Genomic DNA, 15,792 nt, shown 5'->3' with positions numbered 1-15,792 from the left:
GGTTCGTCCGCGGACAGCCGCTCCAGCAGCGCGCCGCCGAGCCGGTCCACGGTGGGGTGGTCGAAGATGACCGTCGCGGGCAGTACGAGTCCGGTCGCCTCGGCCAGCCGGCCGCGCATCCGCACCGCGGCCAGCGAGTCGAAGCCGAGGTCCCGGAAGGCCACGTCGTGGCCGATGCCGCCGATCCCGTCGTGACCGAGGACCTCCGCCGCCACCGTGCGGACCAGGTCGACCAGGACCTTGGTGCGCTCGCGCGGGGTGAGGGCGGCGTCGACGCGCCGGCGCAGTCCGTCCGAGGCGTCCACGGTGGGTTCGGGCGTGCGCAACGCGCGGACCTGGGGGATGTCGGAGATCAGCGGGCTGGGCCGGTAGGCGGTGAACCCGGTGACGAAGTGTTCCCAGTCGATGTCGGCGACCGTGACGCAGGTGTCGCCCTCGTTCAGTGCCGTGTGCAGTGCCTCGATGCCCGACTCGGGCCGCATGGGGGCGAGGCCGCGCTCGGCGTAGAACTCCGTGACGCCTTCGTCCGCTCCCATGCCCTCGCCGCCCCACAGGCCCCAGGCGACGGAGGTCGCGGGACGCCCCTGCGCACGACGACGCTCCGCCAACGCATCCAGATGCGCATTGGCCGCCGCATACACCGACTGCCCCCCACTCCCCCACACCCCAGCACCCGACGAGAACAACACGAACGCATCCAGCTCCACACCCGCCGTCAACTCGTCCAACAACTCAGCCCCCACCGCCTTACCCCCCAACACACCACCCGCCTCCGCCAACGACACCTCACCCAACCCCGACACCTGAGCCACCCCCGCCGCATGAAACACACCACGCAACGGCACCCCCAACCCCTCCACCACACCCAACAACCCCACCATCGACGCCCGATCCCCCACATCACACGAAACGAACGTCACCTTCGCCCCCAACCCCACCAACTCCCGCTCCAACTCCACCGCCCCCACAACCCCACCACCCCGACGCCCCGCCAACACCACATGCTCCGCACCCGAACGCGCCAACCACCGCGCCACATGACCCCCCACACCACCCAACCCACCCGTCACCACCACACACCCCCGCGCACGCCACACCCCCGAACCACCCCGCACCCCCACACCCACCAGACGACGACCGAACACACCCCCACCACGCACCGCCACCTGATCCTCACCACCCCCCGCAACCACACCCACCACACGACGCCACTCACGCACACCCGCCCCCACCGCCACATCCACCAACCCACCCCACTGCACCGGCACCTCCAACGCAGCCACCCGCCCCAGACCCCACACCCGCGCACCCACCGCACACGGCACCTCACCCGACCCCACCGCCACCGCACCCCGCGTCACCACCCAGATCCGGGCCTTCGGAGCGGCGTCCGGCACGGCCTGGACCACGAGCAGGACGGCGGCCGTCCCCGGGTCGAGCGGGGAGGCGTCGGCCGGTGCGGTGCTCTGCGGACGGCCGGGCAGCACCAGCACGCCGGCCAGGCCCTCCGGCTGCGCGTCCAGTTCGGCCAGTCGCTCGGTGAGCGTGACGCGCGCGGCCTCGGTGGGATCCAGCAGGCAGCGCTCCACGACCACCCCGGCCGCACCGAGGGCCGACGCCGCGGTGTCCGCCTCGTCCGGCGCGGTGCCGGGGGTCTGCACCAGCAGCCAGCGCCCGGAGGGCCGGCCGGAGTCGTCGGATGCCACGGGTGTCCAGGTGACGCGGTAGCGCCCGGGGGCGGACGCGTCGACGGGGGCCGCCTCGACGGCGCGCCGGCCGATGGCGGTGGGCAGCCAGTACCGGTCCCGGCTGAAGGCGTAGGTGGGCAGCGGGACCCGGCGGGCGCCGGAGCCCTCGAAGAGGGCGTCCCAGTCGACCCGTACTCCGTGGGCGAACGCGGCGCCCACCGAGGAGCGGAACCGGTCCAGGCCGCCGGAGCCGCGGTGGAGGGTGGCGAGGGCGGTGGCGTGCACGCCCTCGGCCTCGGCGACCTCGTCGATCGCGGCGCCCAGCAGGGGGTGCGGGCCCATCTCGACGAAGGTGCGGTGGCCCTCGCGCAGCAGCGTCCGCAGGGTGGACGCGAACTCCACGGGTTCGCGCATGTTCCGGTACCAGTACGCGGCGTCCAGGCCTTCGGGCTCGTGCGCCGCGGCGGTCACGGTGGAGAAGAAGGGCAGCCGGGCGGCGGTCGGGCGGACGGTGCCCAGCGTGTCGAGGAGCTCGGCGCGGAACTGCTCCACCTGGGGTGAGTGTCCGGCGAAGTCGACGCCGGCGAGGGGCCAGCGCAGCACCCCGGCGGCGGAGAGCCGGCCGCCGAACTCCTCCAGCGCCCGCGCGTCACCGGCCACGGTGACCGAGGCGGGGCCGTTGACGGCGGCCACGGACATCCGCTCCGCCCAGGGCTCCATCAGTTCGCGGACCCGGTCGGCCGGGGCCATCACGGAGAGCATGCCGCCGTTTCCGGCCAGCCGCTTCCAGAGCCTGCTGCGCTCGGCGATCACGCGGGCCGCGTCGTCGAGGGACAGGGCACCGGCCGCGTGGGCGGCGGCGATCTCGCCTTGGGAGTGGCCGACCACGGCGGCGGGCCGTACACCGTGGGACTCCCACAGCGCCGCGAGGGAGACCATCATGGTGAACAGGGTCGGCTGGACGACGTCCGCGCGGTCGATCGGCGGGGCGCCGGGCGCGTCGCGCAGGACGTCGAGCACCGACCAGTCGAGGTGGGCCGCGAGGGCCCGCGCGCACTCCTCGGCCTTGGCGCGGAAGACCGGTGCCCTGTCCAGGAGTTCGGCGCCCATGCCCGTCCACTGGGAGCCCTGTCCCGGGAAGACGAAGACGGGGGGCCGGCCGCTGCCCGCCTCGCCGACGGTGACGCCGGGGTCCTTCCTGTCCTCCGCCAGCGCGGTCAGCCTGTCGATCAGCGCCCGCCGGTCGTCGGCCAGGACCGAGGCCCGGTGCGAGAGCGCGGCACGGGTGGTGGCGGCGGAGCGGGCGGCGTCGGCGGCGGTGATCTCCTCGTGGCCGGCCAGGTGCGCGGCGAGCCTGCGGGCCTGCTCGCGCAGGGATCGCGCGCCGGCGGCCGACAGCGGGAGGACGGTGGTGGCCGGGGCGGGCGGCTGCGCGGCCTCCTCGGGCTCCGGCCGGGCGGGCGGCTCCTCCTCGATGACGAGGTGCGCGTTGGTGCCGCTGATGCCGAACGAGGAGATGCCCGCCCGGCGCGGCCCCTCGGCACGCCGGGGCCAGGGCCTGGCCTCGTCCAGCAACTCCACGGCGCCCGCGTCCCATTCGATCCTGGAGGACGCCGTCGACGCGTGCAGGGTGCGCGGCAGCTCACCGTGGCGCAGCGCCAGCACCATCTTGATCACCCCGGCCACGCCGGCGGCGGCCTGGGTGTGCCCGATGTTCGACTTCAGCGAACCCAGCCACAGCGGGTCGCCCGTCCGTTCGTGCCCGTACGTCGCCATGAGCGCGCCGGCCTCGATGGGGTCGCCGAGCGGCGTGCCGGTGCCGTGCGCCTCGACCGCGTCCACGTCGGCGGGCGTCAGCCCCGCGTCGGCCAGCGCCTCACGGATCACCCGCTGCTGCGCAGGACCACTCGGCGCCGTCAGCCCATTGCTCGCACCGTCCTGGTTGACGGCACTGCCCCGCACCACCGCCAGCACCGGGTGCCCGTTGCGGCGGGCGTCCGACAGCCGCTCGACCAGCAGCATCCCCGCGCCCTCGGCGGGGCCGAAGCCGTCGGCCGTCTCACCGAAGGCCTTGCACCGCCCGTCGGGGGCGAGCCCGCGCTGCCGGGAGAACTGGGTGAAGAGCGCGAAGTCGGCGATGACCGTGGCGCCGCCCGCCAGTGCGAGGTCGCACTCGCCCCGGCGCAGTGACTGCACCGCCAGGTGCAGTGCCACCAGCGACGAGGAGCAGGCCGTGTCGATCGTCAGCGCCGGGCCCTCCAGGCCCAGGGCGTAGGCGACGCGGCCGGCGGTGAAGCTGACGATGCCGGCCAGGAGTTGGGCCTCCAGATCGGCTTCGAGCCCTTCGACGCCCTTCTGGTAGCCGCTCTCCCACGCCCCGGCGAACACGCCGGTCCGGCTGCCCGCCAGGGACTGGGGGTCCAGACCGGCTCGCTCCAGCGCCTCCCAGGAGGTCTCCAGCAGCAGCCGCTGCTGGGGGTCCATGGTGAGCGCCTCGTTGGGCGAGATGCCGAAGAGGGCGGGGTCGAACCGGTCGGCCCCCTGCACGAAGCCGCCCTCGCGGCAGTACGAGGTGCCGGGCGTGTCGGGGTCGGGCGAGTACCTTCCCTCCACGTCCCAGCCGCGGTCGGCGGGGGCCGGGCCGACCGCGTCGGCACCGGCGTGCAGCAGCTCCCACAGGTCGTCCGGACTCTCGACGCCGCCGGGGAGTCGGCAGGCCGCCCCGACGATCGCGATCGGCTCGTGGGCCCGCCGGTCCAGGGCACGCAGCTGCTCGGTGGCCCGGTGCAGCTCACCCGTCACGCGCTTGAGGTAGGCGCGCAGCTTCTCTTCGTTCGCCATGGTGGTGCTTCCTTTCGATGACGGGCGGGGCTCCGGGCCGGCGGTCACGACGTGCCGTACCGCTCGTCGATGAACGCGAAGATCTCGTCGTCGTCGGCGCTGCTCAGCACGTCGGTGATGTCGTCGTCGGCGCCGGGCGCGCCGTCGTGCAGGGCGCGCCAGCGGTCGGCCAGGGCGTCCAGGCGCAGGGCGACCTCGGCCCGGTCGTCGGGGGCGGGGGCGAGCTCCGCGAGGTGCTCGGGGGTGAGGGCGGCCAGGGCCTCCTCGATGCGGTCCAGTTCGGACAGCAGCGGTGTGGTGGTGACCGGCTGTGCCGGGGCCAGCAGGCCGTCGAGGTGCGAGGACAGCGCGGCGGGGGTGGGGTGGTCGAAGACCAGGGTGGCGGGGAGCCTGACCCCGGTGACCGCCGCCATCCGGTTGCGCAGTTCCACGGCCGTGAGCGAGTCGAACCCGACCTCGCGGAACGGCCGGTCGGGCCGGACCTCGGCGGCGGAGCCGTGGCCCAGTACCGCGGCCACGTGTTCGCCGACCAGGCCGAGCAGCCGGTCGTGGCGTTCCTCGGCGGAGAGTCCGGCCAACCGCTCGGCGAGCGGCTCGCCGACGGTCCCGGCGTCCGGAGCCGGAAGGGGGCCGGACGCCGGGGCCGCGGACCCGGTCGCCGGGGCGGACCCGACGAGGTCCGACAGCAGGGCGGGGACGCTTCCGGTGGCGCGCAGCGCGGCCGGGTCGAACCGCATGGGGACCTGCACGGCCTCGTCGACCCGCAGGGCGGCGTCGAACAGCGCGGCGCCCAGCGTGGCGGACAGGGGCGGGAAGCCGCTGCGGGCGAAGCGCCGCTGGAGGCTCTCCTGGTCCAGTGCGTGTGCCATCCGGCTGGTGTCGGACCACAGACCCCAGGCGAGTGACACCGACGGGAGGCCGAGGGACCGGCGCCGGGCGGCGAGGGCGTCGAGGGTGGCGTTGGCCGCCGCGTAGTTGCCCTGGGCCGGGCTGCCCAGCAGACCGGCGCTGGAGGAGAAGAGGACGAACGCCGACAGGTCGAGGTCGCGGGTGAGTTCGTCCAGGTGGACGGCGGCCTCCACCTTGGGCCGCAGCACGCGCCGCATCCGCTCGGGGGTGAGCCCGGGCAGCACGCCGTCGTCGAGGACGCCGGTGCTGTGCACCACCGCCGTCAGCGGGTGATCGGCCGGTATGCCGGCGAGCAGTCCGCGGACGGCGTCCGCGTCGGAGACGTCGCAGGCGACCACGGTGGCCGACGCGCCCAGGGCGGCGAGGTCGGCGACCAGCTCCGCGGCGCCCTCGCCGTCCGGGCCCCGGCGGGCGGCGATCAGCAGCCGGCGGACGCCGTGCCGGCTCGCCAGGTGGCGGGCGATGCGGCTGCCGAGGGCGCCGGTGCCACCGGTGACCAGGACCGTGCCGTACGGGTGCCAGGCGGGCGGCATGGTCAGGACGAGCTTTCCGGTGTGCCGGGCCTGGCTGATGGTGCGCAGGGCGTCCGCGGCCCGGCGCACGTCGTGGGTGACGACGGGCAGCGGGTGCAGCACGCCGGCGGCGAACAGGTCCATCAGTTCCCGCAGCAGCCGGCCGAGTGCGTCGGGTCCGGCCTCGTTGAGGTCGAACGCCCGGTAGCGCACCCCGGGGTGTTCGGCGGCGATCCGCTCGGGGTCCCGGACGTCGGTCTTGCCCAGCTCCAGGAACCGGCCGCCCGGACGGAGCAGCCCGAGGGAGGCGTCCACGAACTCCTTGGTGAGCGAGTTCAGGACGACGTCCGCGCGGGACGTGCCGTCCGCTCCGGTGAAGGCGGTCGCGAAGTCGAGGGTGCGGGAGGAGGCGAGGTGGTCGTCGGTGATGCCCATGGCGCGCAGGGCGTCCCACTTGCCGGGGCTCGCGGTGGCCAGCACCTCCGCGCCGAGGTGGCGGGCGATCTGCACCGCGGCCATGCCGACGCCCCCGGCGGCGGCGTGCACGAGCACCCGCTCCCCCGGCCTGAGGCCGGCCAGGGTGACCAGACCGTAGTAGGCGCTGAGGAACACCGCGGGGACCGAGGCGGCCTGGGCGTAGGACCAGCCGTCCGGGACGGGGGCGAGCAGCCGGTGGTCGGCCACGCACAGCGGGCCCAGGCCGCCGTCCCACAGGCCGAGCACGCGGTCGCCGACGGCGACACCGGTGACGCCGGGGCCGACCTCGACGACGGTGCCGGCGCCCTCCGTTCCCATCTCCGCCTCGCCCGGGTACATGCCGAGGGCGATGAGGGCGTCGCGGAAGTTGACGCCCGCGGCGCGTACGGCGACGCGCACCTGGCCGGGCTCCAGCGGCGCCTCGGCGTCCGGGGCGGGCACCAGGGCGAGGCCGTCGAGGGTGAGGTCGGTGCCCCGGCCCAGCCGCCAGGCACCGTCGTCGGGCGGGGTGAGCGGCCCGTCCGTGCGGTCGGCGGCCCGCTCCAGCCGGGGCACGTACACCGTCCCGGCCCGGACCGCGGTCTGCGGTTCGCCGGAGGCGAGGGCGTCGGTCAGCGCCCGGGCGGACGCCGGGTCGTCGTCCAGGTCCACGAGCAGGAACCGGCCGGGCTCCTCGGCCTGCGCGGAGCGCAGCAGGCCCCACGCGGCGGCCGCGGCCGGGTCGTCCACCTCGGCGTCGTCGCGTACGGCGACCGCGCCGCGGGTGGCCACCACCAGGCGGGCGCCGTCCGGGCCCTCCGGGGCCGCGAGCCGGCGCTGGACGAGGTCCAGCACCCGGCAGGCCACGGTGTGCGCGTCGGCGGCGACGTCGCCGGTCCCGGCACGGACCGCGAACACGACGGCGTCCGGCGCCGGGCGTCCCGTCGGGGACGGCAGTGCGCCGTCCGGGCCGGGAACGGCGGGCAGGTGGGCGTCGGCCGCCTCGGCCAGGCCCAGCGCGTCGGGTCCCGCCAGCACCCAGCGCACCGGGGGAGGGGTGCCGTCGCCGGTACGGGTGCCCGGGCCGGCGGCGAGTTCCCGCCAGGCGATGCGGAAGAGCGCGTCGGCGCCGACCGGGCGGCCGCCCAGGAGCTGTCCCGGGTCGACCGGCCGCATGATGAAGGACTCGATCTCGGCGACCGGCCGTCCCTCGCCGTCGGCGCACCTGATGCGGACCGCGTCCTCGGAGACGGGCGAGACGCGCACGTGCAGCCGGTCGGCTCCGGCGCGGTACAGCCGAACGCCGCGCAGGGCGAACGGCATGCGGACGCGGCCGTCCTCGGGGAAGAAGCCCCCGAGGCTCATGGTCTGCAGCGCCGCGTCCAGCAGCGCGGGATGGATGCCGAAGCGGGCCGCGTCGCCCTGCGCCTGGACGGGCAGCGCGACCTCCGCGTGGATGTCGGGGCCGCAGCGGTGGGCGCTCACCAGTCCCCGGAAGAACGGGCCGTAGCCGTAACCGAGTTCGGAGAAGCGCTGGTAGAAGTCGCCGATGTCCAGTTGTTCGGCGCCGGGGGGCGGGGTGGCCGCCGAGGCGTCCGGCGCGTCGGCCGTGTCCTGCGCGGTGAGCAGCCCCTCGGCGTGCAGGGTCCAGTCCGTGGCGCCCTCGGCGCGGGCGTGCACGGCGAAGCGGCGGGCGTCGTCGGTGCCCGGGGCGCCGACGTTCAGCCGCAGCCGGACACCCCCGGAGCCGGGCAGCACCAGGGGCGCGGCCAGGGTGAGCTCCTCGACGCGGCCGGTGCCGGCCTGGCGGCCGGCCCAGAGCGCCAGGTCGGCGAAGGCGGCGCCGGGCAGCAGCGGCGACCCCAGCAGCGCGTGGTCGGCCAGCCACGGGGTGGTGTCGGCGCCCAGCCGTGCGGTGTACATCCGGTCACCGGACTCCGGCAGTTCGACGCCGCTGCCCAGCAGCGGGTGGTCGACGGCGTCCAGACCGAGGGAGGCGGGGTCGTCACCGCGGTGGCCGGGGCTGTACCAGTAGCGCTCGCGCTGGAAGGGGTACGTGGGCAGTTCCACCTGGCGTGAGTCGGGGCCGAAGATGGCCTCGGCGTCGATCTCCAGGCCGTGGGTGTAGGCGCGGCAGAGGGCGACGCCCAGCCAGCGGGGGCCGCCCTGGCCGCGCCGCAGGGTGCCGAGGACGGCCGCCGGGGAACCGGCGTCGCTGATCGTCTCCTGGAGGGAGACGGCCAGCATGGGGTGCGGGCTCGACTCCAGGAACACGTCGTGGCCGTCGGCGATCAGGGCGCGGGTGGCCTGCTCGAACTCCACCGGCTCGCGCATGTTGCGGTACCAGTAGTCGGCGTCCAGCTCGGCGGTGTCGATCAGTCCTCCGGTGACCGTCGAGTAGAACGGGATGTCGGAGGTGCGGGGCGCGACGGGCGCGAGCACCTTCCGCAGGTGGGCCTCCAGCGTGTCGACCTGCGGCGAGTGCCCGGCGGTGTCGACGCCGGGGATGGGGCGGGCGTGCACGCCCTCCGCACCGAGTTCGGCGACCAGCTCCGCCAGGGCGTCCGGGTCCCCGGAGACGGCGCAGGTCTCGGGGCCGTTGACGGCGGCGACGGCGAGCCGGTCGCTCCAGGGCTCCAGGCGGGGACGCAGGTCGCGTTCGGACAGGGTCACGGCGACCATGCCGCCCTTGCCGGCCAGCCGCAGCCACGCCTGGCTGCGCAGGGCGACGATGCGCGCCGCGTCGTCCAGCGTCAGGGCGCCGGCGACGTAGGCGGCGGCGATCTCGCCCTGGGAGTGACCGACGACCGCGGCCGGTTCGACGCCCAGCGAACGCCACGTCTCGGCGAGCGAGACCATCATGGTGAACAGCACGGGCTGCACCACGTCGACCCGGTCGAGCGAGGGCGCGCCGGGTTCCCGGCGCAGTACGTCCAGGACGGACCAGCCGAGGTGGGGCCGGAGCGCGAGGTCGCAGGCGCGGGCGGTCTCCAGGAAGGAGCCGGAGCCGCTGGAGCGGGCCAGCAGCCCGTCGGCCATCTCGGGCCACTGCGAGCCCTGGCCGGGGAAGACGAACACGACCTGGTCGGAGGTGCCGGCGGTGCCCCGCAGCACGAGCGGGTGCGGTCGGCCTTCGACGAGGTCGTCGAGGGCCGCGATCAGCTCCGTGAAGTTCTCGCCGACGACGGCGGCCCGCTGCTCGAACCGGGTGCGGGTGGTGATGAGGGTGTAGCCGACGTCGGCCGGGTGCAGCTCGGGGTGGGCGAGCAGGTCGGCGCGCAGGCGCCGCGCCTGGTCGCGCAGGGCGGCTTCGTTGTGCGCGGACATCATCAGGGGCACGGTCACCTCGTGCCACCACTCCTCGGACCAGACGTCGCCGTCGGCGGCCGGTTCGGGCGCGAGCAGTTCGGGCGCGGTGGGCTCCGGCGGCTCCTCGATGACGAGGTGCGCGTTGGTGCCGCTGATGCCGAACGAGGAGATGCCCGCCCGGCGCGGCCCCTCGGCCCGCTGGAGCCAGGGCCTGGCCTCGTCCAGCAACTCCACGGCGCCCGCGTCCCAATCGATCCTGGACGACGCCGTCGACGCGTGCAGGGTGCGCGGCAGCTCGCCGTGGCGCAGCGCCAGCACCATCTTGATCACCCCGGCCACGCCGGCGGCGGCCTGGGTGTGCCCGATGTTCGACTTCAGCGAACCCAGCCACAGCGGGCCGTCGCGCCGGTCCCGGCCGTACGTGGCGAGCAGCGCGCCGGCCTCGATGGGGTCGCCGAGCGGCGTGCCGGTGCCGTGCGCCTCGACCGCGTCCACGTCGGCGGGCGTCAGCCCCGCGTCGGCCAGCGCCTCCCGTATCACCCGCTGCTGGGCGGGCCCGCTGGGTGCGGTGAGGCCGTTGCTGGCACCGTCCTGGTTGACGGCACTGCCCCGCACCACCGCCAGTACCGGATGGCCCTTCTTCTGCGCCTCCGACAGCCGCTCCACGAGCAGCATCCCGGCTCCCTCGGCGAGACCGACCCCGTCGGCCGCCTCCGCGAACGCCTTGCTGCGGCCGTCCGGCGACACCGCTCGCTGACGGGCGAACTCCACCAGCATCTCGGGGGTGGACATCACCGTGGCCCCGCCGGCGAGGGCGTAGTCGCATTCGCCGCGGCGCAGTGACTGCACCGCCAGGTGCAGTGCGGCCAGGGAGGCCGAGCAGGCGGTGTCGACGGTGACGGCGGGGCCCTCCAGTCCGAAGACGTAGGAGAGCCGGCCGGACATCACGCTGGCGGAGTTGCCGGTGGCGATGTAGCCGTCGAAGTTCTCGTCGCCGTCCTGGAGGAGCGGCACGTAGTGCTGTCCGTTGGTGCCGACGAAGACCCCGGTGCGGCTGCCGCGCAGTTCGACCGGGTCGATGCCGGCCCGTTCGAAGGACTCCCAGGACGTCTCCAGGATCAGCCGCTGCTGCGGGTCCATGGCCAGGGCCTCGCGGGGGCTGATGCCGAAGAAGCCGGGGTCGAACTCGGCCGCGTCGTGCAGGAACCCGCCCTCGCGCACGTAGGTGTGGTGCCCGGGCGAGTCGGGGTCGGGGTCGTAGAGGGTCTCGTTGTCCCATCCCCGGTTGGTCGGGAAGGGGGTGATGGCGTCGGTCCCACCGGTCAGCAGGTCCCACAGGTCCTCGGGGGACTGCACCCCGCCGGGCAGCCGGCAGGCCATGCCGATGATGGCGATGGGCTCGTCCGTCCGTACCGGGGTGTCGGGGCCGGCCCGGTCGGCGGTGTCGTTCCGGCCGAGGAGTTCCTCACCGAGGTGCCGGGCGAGCGCGGCCGGGCTGGAGTGGTCGAAGACCAGGGAGGTGGGCAGTTTGAGCCCGGTGCTGGTGCTGAGCCGGTCGCGCAGTTCGAGGGCGGTCAGCGAGTCGAAGCCGAGGTCGCGGAAGGCGCGGGCGCTGCTCACCGCGTCGCCGGAGGACTGTCCGAGGACGGCGGCGGCGTGTGCGCGCACCAGCCGCAGCAGGGTGGCGTGCCGCTTGTGGCCGGACTGCGCGGTCAGCTCGCGGACGAGTTCGGAGGTGGTCGAGTCTCCGGTGCTCGGGGCGAGTTCGGCCGCGCGCAGCCGCTGCACGTCCGGGATGTCGTCGAAGAGTACGGCGGGACGCACCCAGGTGTAGGAGGCGGCGAACCGGCTCCACTCGACGTCGGCGACCGCACCGCAGGCGCTGCCGCGCTCCAGCATGCGGCGCAGGGTCCGCACCGCCTGGTCGGGGTCGAGGGGAGCCAGCCCGCGCCGGCTGAGGAACTCCGCCTCGGCACCGTCGGCGGGCGTGCCTCCGGCCCAGGGGCTCCAGGCCACGGAGAACGCGGGCACCCCCGCGGCGCGGGCGCGTTCGGCCAGCGCGTCGAGGTGCGCGCTGGCGGCCGCGTAGCCGCCCTGGGCCGCGCCGCCCCACACTCCGGAGACCGAGGAGAACAGCACCAGCGCGTCGAGGCCCGCGGCCGGCGCCAGGTCGACCAGGTGGCCGGCGGCCGTGGTCTTGGCGGCGAGGGCGGCGGCGATGTCGCCGGGTGCCGTCTCCCGCAGCGGCGCCAGGGGCACCAGGGGCGGGGCGTGCACGGCGACGGTGGGCGCGTGCTCGTCGAGCAGCGCGGCCAGTGCGGCGCGGTCGGTGACGTCGCAGCGCACGGGGACGAGGGAGACGCCGGTCAGTCCGGCGGCGGCGGCCTGTGCGGGGGCGTCGGGTCCGGCCAGCACCACGCGGTCCGCGCCGTCCTCGAGGAGGGACCGGACCAGTCGGCCGGGCACCGTCGTGAGGTCGCCGGCGATGAGGACGGTGCCCCGGGCGCGCCAGGCCGGGGGCCGGGAGTCGGCCGGGTTCCGCAGGACCCGGCGGCCGAAGACGCCCGCCATCCGTACGGCGATCTGGTCCTCGCCGCCGGGTTCGGCGAGGACGCCGGCGAGACGGTCCAGGACCCGGGCGTCGGGCCGCGCGGGAAGGTCGATGAGGCCGCCCCACACCTCGGGCAGCTCCAGCGCGGCCACCCGGCCCAGGCCCCACAGCTGGGCACCGGCGGTGCACGGCAGTTCGTCGGGGGCGGTGGCGACCGCGCCGCAGGTGACGGTCCACAGCGGTGCGGTGCTGCCGAGGTCGGCCAGGGCCTGGACGAGGGCGAGGGTGGCGGTGACGGCGACGGGCACGGCGGGGTGGTCCGGCCTGCCGTCGGTGCACAGTCCGAGCAGCGAGACGACGCCGGTGACGGCGGTGTCGCCGTTGATCTCCGTCTCGAGCAGGCCGAACAGCTCGGCGCGTCCGGTGCGTGCCGGGTCGAAGGCGACGCGGCGGACCGTTCCGCCGAAGGAGGCGACCGCCTGTTCCAGGGTGTCGGCGAGGGCGGTGTACTGGTCCCCGGTGGGCACGATCAGCAGGCGCAGGCCGGGGCGCCAGCCGCCGGTGGTGGAGCGCAGTCCCTTCCACGCGACGTGGTAGCCGAGCCGGTCTCCGGGCTCCGGGGCGTCGTCACCGGTCGTGGCGGCCGTCGCCGCGGAGTCGGGCCGGGCGGGGCCGACCCAGTGGCGTTCGCGCTGGAAGGCGTAGGTCGGCAGGTCCACCCGGCCGGCGCCTGGGCGGAGCGTCGCCCAGTCCACGGGGACGCCGACGACCTGGGCCTCGGCGGCGGAGGTGAGGAAGCGCCGCAGCCCGCCCTCGTCGCGGCGCAGCGAAGCGAGGGCCGGGACCGCGCCGCCGGCGCTCTCCACGGTCTGGCGCACGCCGACGGTCAGGACGGGATGCGCGGAGCACTCCACGAACGCGTCGACGCCGTCGTCGAGCATGGCGCGTACGGTCGGCTCGAAGCGCACCGGGAGGCGCAGGTTGCGGTACCAGTAGTCGGCGTCCAGGGTGGCGGTGTCGAGGAGCGCCGCCTCGACGGTGGAGTAGAAGGGCACGTCGCCCCTCCGCGGCCGGACGGGGCCGAGGACGGTGGCGAGTTCCGCCCGGATGCTCTCGACGTAGTGGGAGTGGGACGCGTAGTCGACGTCGATGCGGCGGACCCGGGTGCCTTCGCTCTCCAGCGTGACGAGCAACGCCTCCAGGGCGCCGGGCTCTCCGCAGACGACGGTCGAGCCGGGGCCGTTGACGGCGGCGATCTCGACGCCGCCGGCCAGGCGGGCCTCGACCTCCGCCGCGGGCAGGGCCACCGAGGCCATGCCGCCCCGCCCGGCCAGTTCGCGGGCGATGACCTGGGAGCGCAGGGCCACGATCCGGGCGGCGTCCTCCAGGGAGAGCGCGCCCGCCACGCAGGCCGCGGCGATCTCGCCCTGGGAGTGGCCGATGACGGCGGCGGGTTCGACCCCGAGGGAGCGCCACAGCGCGGCGAGTCCCACCATGACGGCGAAGGTGGCCGGCTGGACGACGTCGACCCGGTCGAGGCCGGGCGCCGCGGGCGCGCCGCGCAGCACGTCCGCGAGGTTCCAGTCCACGTACGGGGAGAGCGCGCCCTGGCAGCGGTCCAGTTCGGCGGCGAAGGCCGGGGCCGTGTCCAGCAGTTCGGCGCCCATCCCGGCCCACTGGGAACCCTGGCCGGGGAACACGAAGGCGACCCGGCGGATGTCCGCCGCGGTGCCGTGGACGGCGTCGGGGGTGGTCTCGCCGGCGGCGAGGGCGGCGAGTGCGTCGACCGGGGCTCCGTCGTCGCCGAGCAGCACGACGCGTCGGGTGAGGGCGGCGCGTTCGGCGGCCAGGGCGTGGCCGATGTCGGTCGGCGAGGTGCCGGGGAGGCGTTCGAGGTGCGCCCGCAGGCGGGCGGCCTGGGCGCGCAGGGCGGGGGCGGTCTCGGCGGACAGGGGCCAGACCACGGCCGGGGAGGAGGGGGACAGCGGCCCGGCCACCGCGGAGGGGGACGACGGCCCGGCCGCGGTGGAGGGGGACGCGGTCGCCTCGCCCGGCTCAGGGGTGTCGCCGGCGGGCGAGGTGTCACCGGCCGCGGGCGGTTCCTCGATGATGACGTGGGCGTTGGTGCCGCTGACGCCGAAGGCGGAGACCGCGGCCCGCCGGGGCCTGTGCTCGCGCCGGGGCCATGGCCGGACGCCGGTGAGCAGTTGCACGGCGCCCGCGTCCCATTCGACCTTGGCCGAGGGCGCGTCGACGTGCAGGGTGCGCGGCAGCTCGGACTGCCGTAACGCCTGCACCATCTTGATGACGCCGGCGGCTCCGGCGGCGGCCTGGGTGTGTCCGATGTTCGACTTCAGCGAACCCAGCCACAGCGGGTCGCCCACCCGTTCACTGCCGTAGGTGGCCATCAGCGCGCCGGCCTCGATCGGGTCGCCGAGCGGTGTGCCGGTGCCGTGCGCCTCGACCGCGTCCACGTCGGCGGGCGTCAGCCCCGCGTCGGCCAGCGCGTCACGGATCACCCGCTGCTGGGCGGGCCCGCTGGGTGCGGTGAGGCCGTTGCTGGCACCGTCCTGGTTGACCGCGCTGCCCCGCACCACCGCGAGCACCCGATGGCCGTTGCGGCGGGCGTCGGAGAGCCGCTCCACCAGCAGCACACCGGCGCCCTCGGCCCACGCCGTGCCGTCGGCGCCCTCCGCGAACGCCTTGCACCGTCCGTCCGCCGCCAGCCCCCGTTGCCGCGAGAACTCCACGAACACCGTGGGCGTCGCCAAGACCGTCGCCCCGCCGGCCAACGCGAGATCGCACTCGCCCCGCCGCAACGACTGCACCGCCAGGTGCAACGCCACCAGCGAGGACGAGCATGCCGTGTCCATGGTCACGGCCGGCCCCTGTAGACCGAGGGTGTACGCCACCCGGCCCGAGGCGACGCTCCCCGCGGTGCCGAGGCCGAGCTGTCCACTGGGATCGGCGGCGGTGCCGACCTGGTGGCTGCCGTAGTCGTGGTACATGACGCCGGTGAAGACGCCGGTACGGGTGCCGCGCAGCGACGCGGGGACGATCCCGGCCCGCTCCAGCGCCTCCCACGACGTCTCCAGCAGCAACCGCTGCTGCGGATCCATCGCCGCCGCCTCACGCGGCGAGATCCCGAAGAACTCCGCGTCGAACTCGGCCGCCGAGTGCAGGAACCCGCCCTCGCGCACGTAGCTCTTGCCCGGCACCCCCGGCTCCGGGTCGTACAGACCCTCGGCGTCCCAGCCGCGGTCGACGGGGAACGGGGAGATCGCGTCCGTACCGGCGGCCACCAGGTCCCACAGCTCCTCCGGCGACGCCACACCGCCCGGGTAACGGCACGCCATGCCCACGATCGCGATCGGCTCACGGCTCGCCGACTCGACCTCGCGCAACCGCTCTCGTGCGCTGTGCAGGTCGGCCATCGCGCGCCGCAGGTACTCCCGCAACTTCTCCTCGTTGGTCGCAGACACGGTTCTCCTCAGGCGTGGTCTCGTGGGTCTGGGTGAAGAGCGGT

At 75.5% G+C, this 15,792-nt stretch carries 1 protein-coding gene and 1 pseudogene; both read right to left on the bottom strand.

The features are described from left to right. Positions 1–41: 41 nt before the first annotated feature. Positions 42–4,529: pseudogene (locus tag SAM23877_RS26765) on the bottom strand (type I polyketide synthase); the annotation flags it as partial. A 44-nt stretch (positions 4,530–4,573) separates the two neighbouring features. Further along, positions 4,574–15,748: a type I polyketide synthase gene (locus tag SAM23877_RS26760; RefSeq protein ID WP_159041997.1), complete on the bottom strand. Its 11,175-nt coding sequence runs from the start codon at positions 15,746–15,748 to the stop codon at positions 4,574–4,576. Positions 15,749–15,792 lie beyond the last annotated feature (44 nt).

This window comes from Streptomyces ambofaciens ATCC 23877 (assembly GCF_001267885.1).
Classification (GTDB): domain Bacteria; phylum Actinomycetota; class Actinomycetes; order Streptomycetales; family Streptomycetaceae; genus Streptomyces; species Streptomyces ambofaciens.
Note: the sequence above shows the minus strand (reverse complement) of the source record. Positions and strands in the feature narration are given on the sequence as shown.